The following is a 14,322-nucleotide window of genomic DNA, read 5'->3' as shown; positions in this document are numbered from 1 at the left end:
CACATGACGCGGCTTGATGTGCCCAGTCCTGCGCCCGCGCAGGCGACGGATGGGCTTGCCCAGGACACGGCGCTCCTCTCGGACGCGCTCAACAGCGTGCTCGAAGAGCAGGCGGGACGCGTCTTCGCCTCGCGCCTCCAGTGGCTGTTCAAGACGGCCGCCGCGGTGCGTGCGGGCGACCAGGGAGCGGCGGAGCGGCTCGTCGCCTATCTGCGCGGCGTGCCGGACGAGTCGGTGGAACCGATCATCCGCGCCTGCTCGCTCGAGCTGCAGCTCGCGAACATCGCCGAGGAGCGCGAACGCGCGCGCCGCCGGCGCCAGTACGACCAGACGGGCGAGACCCAGCGCGAGTCGCTCGCCGAGACGGCACAGATCCTGCGCGACCGCAAGATCGACATCAGCCCGCTGATGGCGCAGCTGCAGATCGAGCACGTGCTCACCGCGCACCCGACGGAGGCGACGCGGCGCTCCGTGCTCGACCACCAGTGGGACGTCGCGCTGCTGCTGGACAAGCTCGACGACCCGCGCACGGGCCACAGCCGCCGCCGGCAGCTCCTGGCCGAGCTGCGCGAGGACCTGACGATCTGGTGGCAGACCGACGAGCTGCGGCGCGTGCGCCCGCGCGTCGACGACGAGGTCCGCCGCAACCTCTTCTTCTTCGAGGCCGTGCTGTTCGACGCCATCCCGGCCGTGCTGGACGAGATCGAGCACGAGCTCGACGTCCGGCTCGTGCAGCCGGTGCTGTCGTACGGCTCGTGGACCGGCGGCGACATGGACGGGCACCCCGAGGTCGGCTCGGACACGCTCGCAAGCGCGCTCGCGCTGCACCGCTCCACCGCGCTGACGCTCCTGCGCACCCGCGTGGACAAGCTCGCGCAGATGTTCAGCCACTCCTCGCTGCGCGTCCCGGTCTCCCAGGAGCTCGAGGACTCGCTCGCCCAGGACGCGGAGGAGCTGCCGAGCGCGCTCGTGCTCCGGCGCCCGCACCGCGAATGGGAGCCGCTGCGCACCAAGCTCGGGTTCGTCCACCACCGGCTCGGCAACACGCTGCACCCACGCGGCCGTGAGCCCGGCTACGCCGACGCGCAGGCGCTGCGCCGCGACCTGGAGCTGGTGCTCGCGCACGTGAACTCCCGCCACGTCGCCACCGGCTCGATCCGCCAGCTGCTGTGGCAGGTCGACGTGTTCGGCTTCCACCTCGCCGGGATCGACATCCGCCAGGGCGCGGACGTCGTGCGCCAGGCGACGGGCGCGGTGCTGCCCGGCTTCGCCGACGCCGCCGACGAGACGCGCCGCGTGGCGCTGCTGACCGAGGCGCTCGCCTCCGGCCGGCGCGGGATCGAGCACGACCCGGGCGGCGAGGCCGGCGAGCTGCTGCGCACGCTGGACACGGTCGCGCTCAGCGCCGAGGCGTACGGGCCGCAGACCGTCCCGGCGTTCGTGATCTCGATGACCGAGCAGCCGTCGGACGTGCTCGCGGCGCACTGGCTCGCGATCCGCGCCGGGGCGACCTCGGTGCGGATGGTGCCGCTGTTCGAGACGCGGGTCGCGCTCGAGGAGGCGCCGGCGACGATGGGCGCGCTCTACGCGATCGAGCCGTACCTGACGCACCTGCGCACCCAGGGCAACCGCCAGACCGTGATGGTCGGCTACTCGGACTCGGGCAAGGACACGGGCTATGTGGCCTCCACCTGGGCGCTCTACAACGCGCAGGAGCAGCTCGCGGCGCAGGCCAAGGCGATCGACCTGCAGCTCGAGCTCTTCCACGGCCGCGGCGGCTCGCCCTCACGCGGCGGCGGGCGCACCTACCGCGCCATCCGCGCCCAGCCGGAAGGCACGGTCGAGGGCCGGATCCGCATCACCGAGCAGGGTGAGACGATCGCGGCGCGGTACGCGGACGCCGAGCTCGCCCAGCGGTCCTTGGAGCAGACGGTGTCGGCCGTGCTGCTCGCGAGCGCGCTGCCGAACCCGCCGATCAAGGACGAGTGGCGCGAGGAGATGACGCGGCTCTCGCTCGCCTCGCGCCAGCGCTACCGCGCGCTGGTCTACGACGACCCGGAGTTCATCCGCTTCTTCAACGAGGTCGCGCCGATCGCGGAGCTCTCGCAGCTGAACATCGGCTCGCGGCCGCCGTCGCGGAAGGGCTCCAGCGCCGTCGAGTCGCTGCGCGCGATCCCGTGGGTGTTCGCGTGGATGCAGAACCGCCTGCTGCTGCCGTCCTGGTACGGCGCGGGCACGTCGCTCGGCTCCGGCAACCTGGAGATGCAGCGCGAGATGTGGCGCGACTGGCCGTTCTTCACCGGGCTGATCGGGACCCTGGAGATGGCGCTGTTCAAGACCGACCTGGGCGTCGCCGAGCGGTACCTGACCCTCGTCGACGAGGACATCGCGGGGCGCTTCTGGGAGGACCTGAAGGCCGAGCACGAGGAGGTCGTCGAGCGCGTGTTGGCGATCACCGGACAGGAGCGCCTGCTGGACACGACGCCGGCGCTGCAGGCGCGGCTCGAGCACCGCAACCCGTGGATCGACCCGCTCTCGCACCTCCAGGTCGAGCTCCTGCGCCGCCTGCGGGCGGGGCGCGAGGAGGCGCGGTCGCCGCTCCTGGCCACGATCACCGGGATCGCGGCCGGGATGCGCAACACGGGCTAGCTTCGCCAGAAGGTCCGGAGCGCCTCGGCCAGGCGCTCCGGGGCTTCCAGCGCGAGGTAGTGGCCGGTGCCGTCGAGGGTGATGGCGCGCAGGTCGTCGGCGACATTGCGGAAGGCGGCGGCGGTGAAGTCGCCGGAGCCGCCGCCGATCGTCAGGACCGGCTGCGTGAGCTTCGGCAGCGCGCGGATCTCTTCGCTTTCGGTGAGGAGGGAGCGGTAGAGCCCGGCCGCGCCGTTGAAGCCGCCCGGGCGCGCGTAGGCGGCCGCGATCACGTCCCGGTCCTCGCCGGTGAACGGCGTGAGGTGGGAGACGAGCGCGCGTTCGCGGCCCTCGAGGAACAGCTGCGGGACGCTGGGCGTGGCGAGGGCGCGGATGTGCCAGGCGACGTCGGCGAGCTGCTCGAGGCCGAAGCCCGGCAGGCCGGTCTCGATCGCCGTGAAGGTGCGGACGAGCTCCGGGTGAGCGGCGGCGAGGCGGAACGTCGTCGGGCCGCTGATGTCCTGGCCCGTCAGGTGAACCGGGCCGACGTCCAGGCGGGCGATCAGCGCCGCGAGGTCTTGCGCGGCCGTCGCGCTGTCGTGGGCTTCGCCGGCCGGCGCCGAGTCGCCGAACCCGCGCAGGTCCACGGCGAACACGCGGTGCCGCTCCGCGAGCAGCGGGATCAGCCGGTGGAACGTCCACCAGCTCTCGGGGAAGCCGTGGACGAGCAGGACGGGCGAGCCGTGCGTGCCCGCCGAGATGTAGTGCAGCTCGGTGCCGTTGACGGACGCGGTGTGATTATCGACAACCATATTGTCCAAACTAGCATGTCTCGACAACCCGGTTGTCTATGATGCGGGCATGGCGACTTCACAGGGCGCCGAGCTGGCGCTGCTGCTGCTCGGCGGGTTCCACTCGATGGTCGACGACGTCGTCGCGGAGCTCGAACGACGCGGGCACCCCGGGGTGCGTGCGGCGCACGAGTTCGCGCTGCGGGCGATCGACGGCGGCGCCGACACGGCCTCGGAGCTGGGCCGGCGGCTCGACGTCTCCAAGCAGGCGGCCGCGAAGACGATCACCGCGCTCGAGCAGCTGGGGTACGTGGGCCGCGAGGCCGATCCGGGCGACGCGCGACGGCAGCTGCTGAAGGTCACACCCCGCGGCCACGAGCTGATGACCGTCGGCGGGGCGCTGTTCGACGACGTGCGCGAGCGCTGGGCGGCGCAGATCGGCCCGGCGGCGCTCGACGCCCTCCAGGCGCACCTGGGGGCGCTCGTCGAGCGCCGGGCATTCGGCGCCGAGGACCTGGCACAGCCGTAGCCGGCTCGCGCCGGTCCCCCGCGTCGCCGACCGGCGCCTACACCGACTCGGACGGGCCCTTCTCGGGGGCGACGACGCTGGTCCAGACCTCGTCGTCGGCGCTCTGCGCGGGGACCTGGACCTCGCCCGTGAGGCTGTCGAGCGGGAAGGTCTCGACGCGCGCGGGCTCGTCGCTGCCGCGCGGGCGGGTGGCGACCACGAGGCCGGTCGCCTCGGGCGGCGCCTCGAAGGCGACGACGTGCACGCCTTCCTCGCGACGGACGGTCGCCTTCGGCGGCGGCACCGGGGTGGCCTTCTTGGTCGGCGTGACAGTGTCGATCAGCGCGAGCGGGTCCTTCCAATGGCGGCGCGGGCCGGGGCTGGTCGGGCTGTTCGAGTCGAGCGGGCCGGCCGGCTTCGTGTCGCCCCAGCGTCCGGGCCAGTGCAGCCACTTGGGTGTGTCGGTCTCTACGACCTCGAGCTTGGGGTCGATCCGCGGGCCCTTGCCGTCGGCCTGGTCGAACCAGGTGCCGGTCCAGTGCGCGCCGGCCGAGAAGTAGTTCGCGTGCGAACCGCGGGCGACGTACACGAGCGGCCGCGCGCCCTCCTTGGCGACTTTCGCCCAGGGCCGGGCCTCCGCTTCCTTGTGCTGGCTGAAGACGACCCGGACCGGGCGCTCGGCATCGTCGAGCTCGATCTGGACGAGCTCCCAGTCGCCCTCGTGCTTGCCGCCCGAGAACAGCTTCCCGAGCAGCTGGAAGTCGTTGTAGTAGTAGAAAAGCCAGTACTGGAGCCACAGACGACCCGTCCGGTCCGGGCGGGCGTGGCCGTAGACGCGGTTGGCGTAGCCCGGCTGCGCGTGGAGCTTCGCGGCGTTCTTCGCGTAGTTGCGGGTCGTGTCGCCGATCGCGTCGCCCTTGCGCGCCCCGTACGTGCCGAGGTAGTCGAGCGAGAGCGTCGGCGGCTTGGCGATGACCGTGCCGTCCTCGCGGCGGAGGACGTTCGTCGGCGAGTCCGTCCACACCGCCGCGGAGTCGGCGAAGTACGCCTCCTGGGCGTCATAGACAAGACGCGGGAGATGGCGCTGCAGCAGCGTTCGCGAGTCGCTCATGGAATCCCCACCGTACCGGAGGCGTAGTCGAAGCTCAGGATGGGCAAAGATTCCTATATGGCTCAGCTGCCCACCCAGTCCCAGTTCGGCGACTACAGCGAATGGCCCGGCCGCGACGTGCTCGACTCAGGCGGGCAGCGGCTGGGTGGTGTTCGTGAGATCTACCTCGACCGCGAGACCGGGCGCCCCGAGTGGGTACTCGTGGACGTCGACGACGGCGACGCCCGCTTCGTCCCGCTCGCCGACGCCAACGTCGAGTCCTGGTCGATCCGCGTCGCCCACACCGCCGAGAAGATCAGGAACGCGCCCGGCATCGGTGCCGAGCCGCGCATCGACCAGTCCGAGGAGCGCCGCCTCTACGCCCACTACGGGCTCGGCTACGCCGACGAGGACGCGGGCAGCAGCGTGCCCGAGGCCGACGACCCGCCCGCCCCCACCGGCTGGGGCCAGAAGGAAGAACCGGCCTGGCAGGCCCGCGGCGGCGAGTCCCCCACGAGTGACGCGCCCGCCGAGACGGGCTCGATCGACGCCCCGCCGCCCGCCGAGCCGCCCTCCCCGGCAGAGATCGAGCAGGCCCAGATTCCGGACGAGCCCCCGGCCGCCACGGACCGCGCGAGCGTCTACGAGACCGCACCCTTCGGTGCGGTCACGCCGCCGGCCGAGGAGCCGACAGGCGGCCCGGCCGACACGACGGACGAGCTGCCCCTCGGGGCCGCCGAGACGACGCCGACGGACGCCGTCGCGGACACGACGGCCGGCGCGACCGACGACCGGTCGCCGTTCCCGCCCGGTGCCGCCCCTGACGAGCCGCCACTCGACGCGACCACGGACGAGCCCGCGCTCGGCACGCCCCTCGAGGACGGGCCGGACACCGGCGGGTCGCTCGCCGGCGCGCTCGACACGCCGCCCCCCGGGGCCATCGACGAGCCGCCGTTCGGCACGCTGGACTCGCCGCCCGCCGACGCGGTCGTGCCGCCGCCGCTCGACACCGCCGACGCGCCGTCCATCAGAGCGGTGGACTCCTCGCCGGCGGACGCGGACCTGCCGCCGGTCGGCGCGGTCGACGCCCCGCCGCTGTTCGCGGAGCCCGCCGACGAGCCGCCGGTGACCGCCGACGTGCCGGAGGCCGACCAGACGTCGGGCGCGCCCCTGGACTCGGGCGACGCGCCGTCGCCCGCGCTCACGCCGCACGCCGCCGCGCCCGACTCGCCTGGCCCCGCCGTGGTGCCGGGCGAGGTGCCCGGCGGCCCGGAGGCGTCGACCACGCCGAAGGCGACGAAGCCGTTCGCCGCGACTCCGCCGCTCGCCGAGGAGCCGGCCGCCGCGGGTGGCCCGCTCGAGCGCGTCAAGCGTGAGCCGAAGAAGGTCGTGCTCGCCGCGGCCGCGGCGGCAGTGCTCTTCTTTATCGTGCGCAAGCTGCGCTAAAGGAGATGCTTATCCATGGCCTCCAGAATGGAGGTCATGGAGCTCACCTTTCCCTCAGATTCCGTGATCGTCGTAGCCGGCGTTCCCGGGGCGGGAAAGACAACGCTGCTGCGCCGTGCTGTGGATCGCGACCTCGCGACGGTCGTCGACACCGACGACCGCACGCGCCGCGGCCCGCTGCTGTACCTCGGGCACTACGCGCGGATCGCCGCGGCGGTGCTCGGCACCAAGCCGGCGGTCATCCACTCGCGCGGCACGAAAACGGTCGCCCGGCGCACGATCCTCACGCTCGCCAGGCTCCGCGGACGCCCCGCGCACCTGCTGCTCCTGCACGCCGACCGCGCGACGGCCGAGGCCGGCCAACGCGCCCGCGGCCGCACCGTCCCGGCCGACGAGATGGACCGCCAGGTCGCGGACTGGAAAGCGCTGCTCAGCTCCGGCGGCCTGCACGCCGAGGGCTGGGCCACCGTGCAGCTGATGGACCGCGAGCAGGCCGCGACGGTCACCGCGATGCGGTTCACACCGGCTTACGCACCCGCGCCGGCGCTCGCCGCGTAGGGCGCGAGCGCCTCGCGCATCCACGGAGGTATCGACGTTTTGGCGAACGTCTTTACGTCCACGAAAACTTGTCTGAGCGATCCCTCGACCAACAGCTCGTCTCCGCGCGAGATCTGCAGCTCGAGCGTCGCGGAGGTCGTGCCGAAGTGGGTGAACGCGGCACTTACCGTCAGTAGATCGTCGTTGCACGCCGCCCGCCGGAACCGCAGGTTGGCCTCCCCCACGACGACGTCGACGCCGCGATCGACCATCACCTGCCAGCCGCCGACCGCCTCTCGCCACAGCTCGGTGACCGCGACGTCGAAGTACGCGAGGTAGTTTGCGTTGAACACGATCCCCTGCGGATCGCACTCGCCGTAGCGGACGCGCAGCTCGTGACTGAAGGCCATCCGCGCGGACGCTAGTAGAGTCCGGCGCTGTGTGGGGTCGATCCGCGACGGAACTCGCCGCGGGCATCCGCGCCCGTGAGTTCACCGCGCGCGAGGTGATGGAGAGCCACCTCGAGCGGATCGAGGAGATGAACCCGCTCGTGAACGCGATCGTCACGCAGCTGGAGCCCGAGCTGGCGCTCGAGGCCGCGGACAAGGCGCCGCCCGGCCCGCTCCAAGGCCTGCCGATCGCGGTCAAGGACCTCGAGGACACCGCCGGGATGCGGACGACCTACGGCTCGACGCTGTTCGCCGACCACATCCCGACCGAGGACTCCCTGCTCGTCGAGCGGTTGCGACGGGCCGGCGCCGTGATCATCGGCAAGACGAACACGCCCGAGTTCGGCGCCGGGTCACAGACCTTCAATGCCGTCTTCGGCGCCACGAAGAACCCGTACGACGTCACCAAGACACCCGGCGGCTCCAGCGGTGGCGCCGCGGCGGCCGTCGCCGCGGGCATGATCCCGGTCGCGGACGGCTCCGACCTCGGCGGCAGCGTCCGCAACCCGGCCGCGTTCTGCAGCCTCTACGGCCTCCGCCCCTCCCCCGGCCGGATCCCCGATCACGGCCCCGGAGATCCCTACAACCCGTTCCCGGTGCTCGGCGCGATCGGCCGCAACCCCCAGGACGTCGCGCTGCTGTTCTCGGTGCTCGCCGGCCCGGACGTGCGCGATCCGCTCTCGATGCAGGAGCCGTGGCCGCTCCCGGCCACCCTGGACGCCGACCCGAAGGGCCTGCGGATCGCGTGGAGCGAGACGCTCGGCGGCCTCCCGATCGAGCCGGAGGTCACCACCGTCCTGCAGACCGCGCGCGCCGCGCTCGAGGATCTCGGCTGCATCGTCGAGAACGCCGAGCCCGACTTCAGCGGCGCCGACGAGTGCTTCGAGGTCATGCGCGGGCTCGCGTTCACCGCCTTCGCCGACATCGCCGACGACCTCAAGCCGACGCTGCGCGCGAACGTGCGCTTCGGCCAGCACCTCGACGCGACGCGGATCAGCAAGGCGCTCGCCCTCCGCGGCGAGCTCTTCACGCGCATGCGCGAGTTCCTCAGCCGCTACGACTTCCTGGCCGCGCCGGTCACGCAGGTCGCGCCGTTCAGCGTCGACCTCGAGTACCCGACCGAGATCAACGGCCAGCGCATGGGCTCCTACCTCGAGTGGTTCCGCGCGTGCAGCCGGATCACGGTCTCCGGCCACCCCGCGCTCGCCGTGCCCGCCGGGTTCACCGACACGGGCCTGCCGATCGGCCTGCAGCTCGTCGGCCGCCACCGCGGCGAGCTCGCGCTGCTCCAGCTCGCGGAAGCGCTGCGCTAGTGCCCTGGCCGACCTCCACCCCCACGGACGCCGATCGCGCGAGCTACCGCGAGGCCGAGCCGCGCTCGTTCTGGCTGCGCACGCCACACGAGCCGACGCCCGCCCTGACGGAGCCGACCAGCGCGGACCTGTGCATCGTCGGCGGCGGATTCACCGGGCTGTGGGCGGCGCTGTACGCGGCCCAGCAGGGCAAGGACGTCGTCGTGCTGGAGGCCGAGACGGCCGGCTTCGGGGCCAGCGGGCGCAACGGCGGCTTCGCCGTGGCGAGCCTCACGCACGGGATCGAGAACGGCCTGGCGCGGTTCGCCGAGGAGATGCCGCTGCTCGAGCGGCTCGCGCTCGAGAACTTCCAGGGCATCCAGGACGATCTGACCACCCACGGCATCGACTGCGACTTCGAGGCCACGGGCGAGCTCCTCGCCATCACCGACGAGTACCAGGTGCCGTGGCTGGAGGAGGAGCGGGAGCTGCTGACCCGCTTCGGCCACCAGGTCACGGTGCTCGACCAGGCCGCGATGCGGGCGCAGGTCGCCTCCCCCACATACCTGGGCGGCGTCTGGGACCACACCGGCGCCGGGATCCTCGACCCGGGCAAGCTCGCGCTGGGCCTGCGCGACGCCGCCATCAAGGCCGGCGTCCGCGTCTACGAGCACTCCGCCGCCCACCACGTCACCGACGACCTGCAGGTGCTCACCGCGCACGCGCGCGTCCAGGCGAAGCGCGTCCTGCTCGCCACGAGCGCCTATCCCCCGCTGCTGAAGGCGATCCGGCGCTACGTCGTCCCGGTCTACGACTACGCGCTGATGACCGAGCCGCTGGACCTGACGAAGGTCGGCTGGGCCAACCGCCAGGGCATCGGCGACGGCGGCAACCAGTTCCACTACTACCGCCCCACCAAGGACGGCCGGATTCTGTACGGCGGCTGGGACGCCGTGTACCGGTACAGAGGCCCGGTCGGCCCGCGCCACGACGAGCACGACGCCACCTTCGGCACGCTCGCCCAGCACTTCTTCCACACGTTCCCGCAGCTCGAAGGCACGCGCTTCACCCACCGCTGGGGCGGCGCGATCGACACCAGCAGCCGCTTCAGCGTCTTCTTCGGGACGAGCCACGGAGGCCGGCTCGCCTACGCGACCGGCTACACCGGGCTGGGCGTGGCCGCGGCCCGGTTCGGCGGCCGCACGGCCGTGGACCTGCTCGACGGCAAGGACACGGACGCCACCCGCACCCGCTACGTCAAGAGCAAGCCGATCCCGTTCCCGCCCGAGCCGTTGCGCTACGCGGTGATCCAGCTCACGCGCAACCGCCTCGCGGCGGCCGACCGCAACGGGGGCCAGAGAGGGCTCTGGCTCCGCACGCTCGACCGCCTCGGGCTGGGCTTCGACTCTTAGTCGTTGGCGACGAGGCCGGTGACCTTGTCCGGGAGGCCCGCGGCCTTACGCAGCTTCTGGGCGATCTCGGCGATCTCCTCCGGCGCGTAGTCCGGCGCGAAGACGTCGGTCTCCGGCGGCAGGTCCTGGGGCAGGAAGCCCTCCGGCGGCTCGTCGACGACCTGCAGCTCCTCGCCCGTCTCCGGGTGCGTGCCGTTGAAGACGGCCACGATCTCGCGGTAGTCGTTCGGCGAGAAGCGGTACAGCTTCAGGTGCTCGCCGGCCTCGATGTGCGGCTGGCACTCGGGGATCTTCGCCGTCGGGATGCGCGGCGTCGGGAACAGCTTGGACAGGTTCGCGCCCGTCAGGTTCTCCAGCGCGCGGGCGTAGGCGACCTGGTGCACACCGCCGCGGACGAGCAGGTAGCCCGTCAGCGCGCGTGCGGCCGGGTGGTCGCACATCTCGTAGACGCGCAGCTTGCCGGAGCGAGCACCCGTCTCGAGGAAGTAGTTGTGGGTGAGGTCCTCGATGAGATCACCCGAGGAGTGCACGTAGGACCCGTTCCACGGCTTGCCGTGTGAGTCGGCCGGGAGCGCGCCCTTGCCGCCGAACAGGTAGTGCTGCTTGTACGCCTCGCTCTCGACGTCGCGGATGTCCACACCCGTGAGCATCGTGTTGATCGTCGCGGCGACGAGCTCGATGTGCCCGTACTCCTCCGCGGCGATGTTCGCGATCAGGTCGTAGAACGGCCGCGTGCCCTGCTTGAAGCGGTAGTTGAACGACTGGAACGTGTAGTTCATCAGCGTCGACATCTCGCCGAACTTGCCGCCCATGAGCTCCTGGACGGCGGCTGCCCCGGCGGGATCCGGGGTGGAGGGCGGCGGAAGCTCGGTCTGCCAGCGATCGATTCGAAGGAACATGCCTTTGGCGCTACCCAGGCAAGATCGGTCTGACAGTTGGCCGTCAGTCCTGTGACGGTGGCCTTCTCAGGGCCGCTGCCTCGTCGTGTTGACGCAGGTCGTGTAACCGGTCACATTTTCTCCTCCCTGCGGTTCATGCGTTGCCGGGATGGACAGCGATGACGTCCATGAGCAGCTTTGGGGGAACCGCAACGGCCAATGGGCCGAGCTCCAGCACGGAGCACGCCAAGGACCAGGCGAAAGAGAAGGCGCAGGAGGCCAAGGGCCAGGCCGCGAGCCGGGTCCGCGACCAGGTCGACACGCGTTCGACGCAGGCCGGTGAGCAGGTCAGCACTACTGCCTCGGACATCCGCAGCGTCGCCGACACGCTGCGTGAGCAGGGCAAGGACCAGCCGGCGAAGCTCGCCGAGCAGGCTGCCGACCGCGCCGAGAAGCTCGGCGACTACCTGCAGCGGTCCGACGGCAACGCGATCCTCCATGACCTCGAGGACTTCGGGCGCAAGCAGCCGTGGGCGGTCATCGCCGGCGGCGTCGCCCTCGGCTTCGCGGCCTCACGCTTCCTGAAGGCGTCGAGCAGCCGCCGCTACGAGCAGGGCACGACCGGCTACACGCCGCCCACCACGAACGGGCCCTCGACCGGCTACACGCCGCCGACCACCAGCCCCGGGCTCACCGCCGGCGCGCCGACGAGCCGCACCGGCCTCGCGGCCGACGACATCACGGGCCGCCCGGGCACCGTGGTGACCGATCCGAGCGCCGCGGGCGGGGACATCCCGACCCGCCGCGAGGACTTCGCGCGCTGATCCCCATGTCGACCCACGACCCCACCAACGGGGGCGCACAGGCCGCCGGGATCGACCAGCGCGACCGCGGCATCGGCGAGCTCGTCAAGGACCTGGCGAGCCAGACCTCGACCCTCGTGCGCCAGGAGATCAAGCTCGCGCAGGCCGAGGTCACCCAGAAGGGCAAGATCGCGGGCAAGGGCGCCGGCATGCTCGCCGGCGCGGCCGTCGTCGCGCTGCTCGGCCTGGGCGCGCTCACCGCATTCCTGATCATCGTCCTCGACAGCTTCCTGCCCCTCTGGGCGGCGGCGCTGATCGTGACGCTCCTGTGGCTGGCGCTGGCCGCCGTGCTCGGCCTCGCCGGCAAGAAGGCGATCCAGCAGGCCACGCCGCCCGTTCCCCAAACCGTCGAGACCGTGAAAGAGGACATCCAATGGGCGAAGACCCGGACCTGATCCGCAAAGAGATCGAGCAGACGCGCGCCGACATGGGCGAGACGGTCGACGCGCTCGGCTACAAGACGGACGTCAAGGCTCGCGCCAAGGACTCCATCCACGACAAGAAGGAGAGCGTCATGGGCGTCGCTTCATCGGCCAAGGAGCGCCTCGTCGGCGCCGGCCAGACCGTCGGCGACAAGACGCCGGACTCGGGTCAGGTCAAGGGCCAGGCCAAGAAGGCCGCCAGCGTCGCGCAGCAGAACCCGCTCGGGCTCGCCGTCGGCGCGATCGCGGTCGGCTTCCTCGCCGGCATGCTCGTCCCCTCGACGCGCGTCGAGGACGAGAAGATGGGCGCGATCTCCGACGACGTGATCGATCGCGCGAAGGAGACCGGCCAGGAGGCCCTCGAGCACGGCAAGCAGGTCGCGCAGGAGGCCGTCCAGAGCGCCCAGGAGACCGTGAAGGAGAGCGGTTCCGAGCACGCGGACGAGCTCAAGTCCTCCGCGCAGGACCACGCGCAGGAAGCCGCCGCGACCGCGCGCAGCTAAGGCTTGCGTTCCGGCGCGAGCCGGTGGGCCAGGGCGAGCGTCTGCTCGTCCAGGTCCGCCGGCTCGAGGTCCGGGTAGGCGGCGACGATCGCCGCTTCGACGGCCTCGAGCGTGACGTCCGCGACCTCTTCGTCCAGCGCCCCCGCCGTGGACTCGTCCCAGTCGAACTCGAGCGCGGCGTAGACGTCGCGCAGCACGGCGCGGATGCTCGCGCCGTCGCCGACCACGACCGACGCGCCGAGCAGCGCCGCCCCGCGGACCAGTCGCTGCGCCGTGCCGATCAGCTTCACGCGTCCACGCGCGTTGACGCTGTAGGCGCCCGGACAGTACTCGCCGGGCACCTCCCCCACGCGCGCGTCGACGCCGAGCCCGCGCAGCGCCGCCGCCAGCCGCTCACCCTCCGTCGCGAACCGCTCGTGGGTGCCGGTGGCGGGGTCGTCGAGCGCCCATACGACGTCGATCCCGATCGAGGCGGCGTTGTAGGCCGCGGCGTGCCCGCCGGGGAGCCGCAGGACGGGCTCGTACCCGTGGCGCTCCGCCGCCCGGACCGCCGCCTCGTACCCGGGGCTCAGCCGGTCGAGCTTGCCGAACGCGACCGTGGCCCGCGGGCGATAGACGCGCAGCGTGCTTCCGAGCTCACCCTTAGATACACGCGTAAGAAGCGCGTGGGAGATCGCCAGCTCGAGGGCGGCCGATCCGGCCTCCCCGGAGCGCAGCAAGTTCATGTCATATGAGGTTAGGCGGCGCGCGAGACGTTGAACCGCATGACGACCTCGGTGCCGCCGTCCTCGGGCGCGCGGACGTCCGCGGAGTCGGCCACCTGGGCGATCAGGCCGAGCCCGAGGCCGAGCCCCGGCGAGTCCACGCGCGGGCTGAGGCCGCTGCCCTCGTCGCGCACGTAGAAGCAGACGTGGTCGCCGTACTCCTCGGCCTCGATCGTGACCGTTCCCGGCTCGTCGTGGTCGCGATAGGCGTGCAGGACGACGTTGGTCGCCGCCTCCGTGATCGCCAACGCGATATCGCTCAGAACCGCGCGATCCTCCACGTAGGACCGCGCCCAGTCGGTGACTGCACGGCGGGCCTGCATAGGGGTGTCGCGCGCGGCAGCGAAGGACCACGCGGCTTGGGGCACCCTTCGCCGCTACCCCATCGGGCGGGTTCTAAACCCGTTTCGGGCGAACGGCGATCGCAACGGACGCGATGGCGCTCACCGGACCCCCTGAAGGGCCGATCTCCACGTCCCACAGCCACTCGGTCTCGCCGCGCGCGCGGCAGCGCGCGACCGCTTCCAGCTCGCCCTCCCGCACCGCGCCGACGACGTGCGTGGAGTTGTTGAGGCCGGACGCGATGAAGCCCTTCGGGAGGACCTCGACGGCGGTCCCGGTCGAGGCGATCGACTCGGCCATGGCCGCGTAGACGCCGCTCTGGACGGTGCCGTCGGCGCCGAGCACCCGCGGCGTGACGGTGAGTCGGGCGCGCGTGGGCTCCAGATACTCCAGCCCG

At 72.1% G+C, this 14,322-nt stretch carries 16 protein-coding genes; 9 read left to right on the top strand and 7 right to left on the bottom strand.

Translation table 11 applies throughout. The features are described 5' to 3' along the window. Window positions 1–3: 3 nt before the first annotated feature. Window positions 4–2,649 carry a phosphoenolpyruvate carboxylase gene (gene ppc / locus OJ997_RS12900; protein WP_270025513.1) on the top strand — a complete coding sequence of 882 codons (2,646 nt, stop codon included), beginning with the start codon at window positions 4–6 and terminating at the stop codon, window positions 2,647–2,649. Here ppc and OJ997_RS12895 read toward each other — a convergent pair. Beyond that, complete coding sequence (locus OJ997_RS12895) at window positions 2,646–3,440, bottom strand: alpha/beta fold hydrolase (protein WP_270025512.1); 795 nt, start codon at window positions 3,438–3,440, stop codon at window positions 2,646–2,648. The genes ppc and OJ997_RS12895 overlap by 4 nt on opposite strands. Window positions 3,441–3,489: 49 nt before the next feature. Between OJ997_RS12895 and OJ997_RS12890 the strand changes: the two genes are divergently transcribed. Then, window positions 3,490–3,948 (top strand): MarR family winged helix-turn-helix transcriptional regulator, encoded by a 459-nt coding sequence (locus tag OJ997_RS12890; RefSeq protein ID WP_270025511.1) that lies wholly within the window; start codon window positions 3,490–3,492, stop codon window positions 3,946–3,948. Window positions 3,949–3,985: 37 nt separating this feature from the next. Here OJ997_RS12890 and OJ997_RS12885 read toward each other — a convergent pair whose 3' ends face one another. Then, the gene (locus OJ997_RS12885) at window positions 3,986–5,038 is read right to left on the bottom strand and encodes a hypothetical protein (RefSeq protein ID WP_270025510.1); all 1,053 of its coding nucleotides are present in this window, start codon (window positions 5,036–5,038) and stop codon (window positions 3,986–3,988) included. Window positions 5,039–5,095: 57 nt separating this feature from the next. On the opposite strand from OJ997_RS12885, the gene OJ997_RS12880 reads away from it, so the two are divergent. Further along, window positions 5,096–6,463: a PRC-barrel domain-containing protein gene (locus tag OJ997_RS12880; RefSeq protein ID WP_270025509.1), complete on the top strand. Its 1,368-nt coding sequence runs from the start codon at window positions 5,096–5,098 to the stop codon at window positions 6,461–6,463. A gap of 36 nt (window positions 6,464–6,499) precedes the next feature. After that, on the top strand, window positions 6,500–7,021 hold the full coding sequence (locus OJ997_RS12875) for an AAA family ATPase (protein WP_270025508.1): 522 nt from the start codon (window positions 6,500–6,502) through the stop codon (window positions 7,019–7,021). Here OJ997_RS12875 and OJ997_RS12870 read toward each other — a convergent pair. Next, window positions 6,991–7,410: an acyl-CoA thioesterase gene (locus OJ997_RS12870; RefSeq protein ID WP_270025507.1), complete on the bottom strand. Its 420-nt coding sequence runs from the start codon at window positions 7,408–7,410 to the stop codon at window positions 6,991–6,993. The two genes, OJ997_RS12875 and OJ997_RS12870, sit on opposite strands and share 31 nt — an antisense overlap. Before the next feature lie 29 nt (window positions 7,411–7,439). Between OJ997_RS12870 and OJ997_RS12865 the strand changes: the two genes are divergently transcribed. Continuing rightward, window positions 7,440–8,762 carry an amidase family protein gene (locus OJ997_RS12865; protein ID WP_270025506.1) on the top strand — a complete coding sequence of 441 codons (1,323 nt, stop codon included), beginning with the start codon at window positions 7,440–7,442 and terminating at the stop codon, window positions 8,760–8,762. Next, the gene (locus OJ997_RS12860) at window positions 8,762–10,153 is read left to right on the top strand and encodes an NAD(P)/FAD-dependent oxidoreductase (protein ID WP_270025505.1); all 1,392 of its coding nucleotides are present in this window, start codon (window positions 8,762–8,764) and stop codon (window positions 10,151–10,153) included. Before OJ997_RS12865 ends, OJ997_RS12860 begins: the two co-directional genes overlap by 1 nt. On the opposite strand, the gene OJ997_RS12855 is transcribed toward OJ997_RS12860, so the two are convergent. Further along, window positions 10,150–11,052 (bottom strand): manganese catalase family protein, encoded by a 903-nt coding sequence (locus OJ997_RS12855; protein ID WP_270025504.1) that lies wholly within the window; start codon window positions 11,050–11,052, stop codon window positions 10,150–10,152. The two genes, OJ997_RS12860 and OJ997_RS12855, sit on opposite strands and share 4 nt — an antisense overlap. 167 nt (window positions 11,053–11,219) lie before the next feature. On the opposite strand from OJ997_RS12855, the gene OJ997_RS12850 reads away from it, so the two are divergent. Genes OJ997_RS12850 through OJ997_RS12840 form a run of 3 tightly spaced genes read left to right on the top strand, consistent with a single transcriptional unit; the run spans window position 11,220 to window position 12,819 of the window. Further along, window positions 11,220–11,855 (top strand): hypothetical protein, encoded by a 636-nt coding sequence (locus OJ997_RS12850; protein WP_270025503.1) that lies wholly within the window; start codon window positions 11,220–11,222, stop codon window positions 11,853–11,855. A gap of 5 nt (window positions 11,856–11,860) precedes the next feature. Further along, a complete protein-coding gene (locus OJ997_RS12845; RefSeq protein WP_270025502.1) occupies window positions 11,861–12,289 on the top strand; it encodes a phage holin family protein in 429 nt (142 codons plus the stop codon). After that, on the top strand, window positions 12,268–12,819 hold the full coding sequence (locus tag OJ997_RS12840) for a DUF3618 domain-containing protein (protein ID WP_270025501.1): 552 nt from the start codon (window positions 12,268–12,270) through the stop codon (window positions 12,817–12,819). Before OJ997_RS12845 ends, OJ997_RS12840 begins: the two co-directional genes overlap by 22 nt. On the opposite strand, the gene OJ997_RS12835 is transcribed toward OJ997_RS12840, so the two are convergent. The 3 genes from OJ997_RS12835 to OJ997_RS12825 are packed head-to-tail and all read right to left on the bottom strand — an operon-like array spanning window position 12,816 to window position 14,270. Further along, the gene (locus OJ997_RS12835; protein ID WP_270025500.1) at window positions 12,816–13,544 is read right to left on the bottom strand and encodes a lipoate--protein ligase family protein; all 729 of its coding nucleotides are present in this window, start codon (window positions 13,542–13,544) and stop codon (window positions 12,816–12,818) included. The two genes, OJ997_RS12840 and OJ997_RS12835, sit on opposite strands and share 4 nt — an antisense overlap. An 11-nt stretch (window positions 13,545–13,555) precedes the next feature. Continuing rightward, complete coding sequence (locus OJ997_RS12830; RefSeq protein ID WP_270025499.1) at window positions 13,556–13,951, bottom strand: ATP-binding protein; 396 nt, start codon at window positions 13,949–13,951, stop codon at window positions 13,556–13,558. A gap of 28 nt (window positions 13,952–13,979) precedes the next feature. Further along, on the bottom strand, window positions 13,980–14,270 hold the full coding sequence (locus OJ997_RS12825) for a PaaI family thioesterase (protein WP_270025498.1): 291 nt from the start codon (window positions 14,268–14,270) through the stop codon (window positions 13,980–13,982). Window positions 14,271–14,322 lie beyond the last annotated feature (52 nt).

The sequence above is a fragment of the Solirubrobacter phytolaccae genome (assembly GCF_027587195.1).
Lineage (GTDB): Bacteria > Actinomycetota > Thermoleophilia > Solirubrobacterales > Solirubrobacteraceae > Solirubrobacter > Solirubrobacter phytolaccae.
Note: the sequence above shows the minus strand (reverse complement) of the source record. Positions and strands in the feature narration are given on the sequence as shown.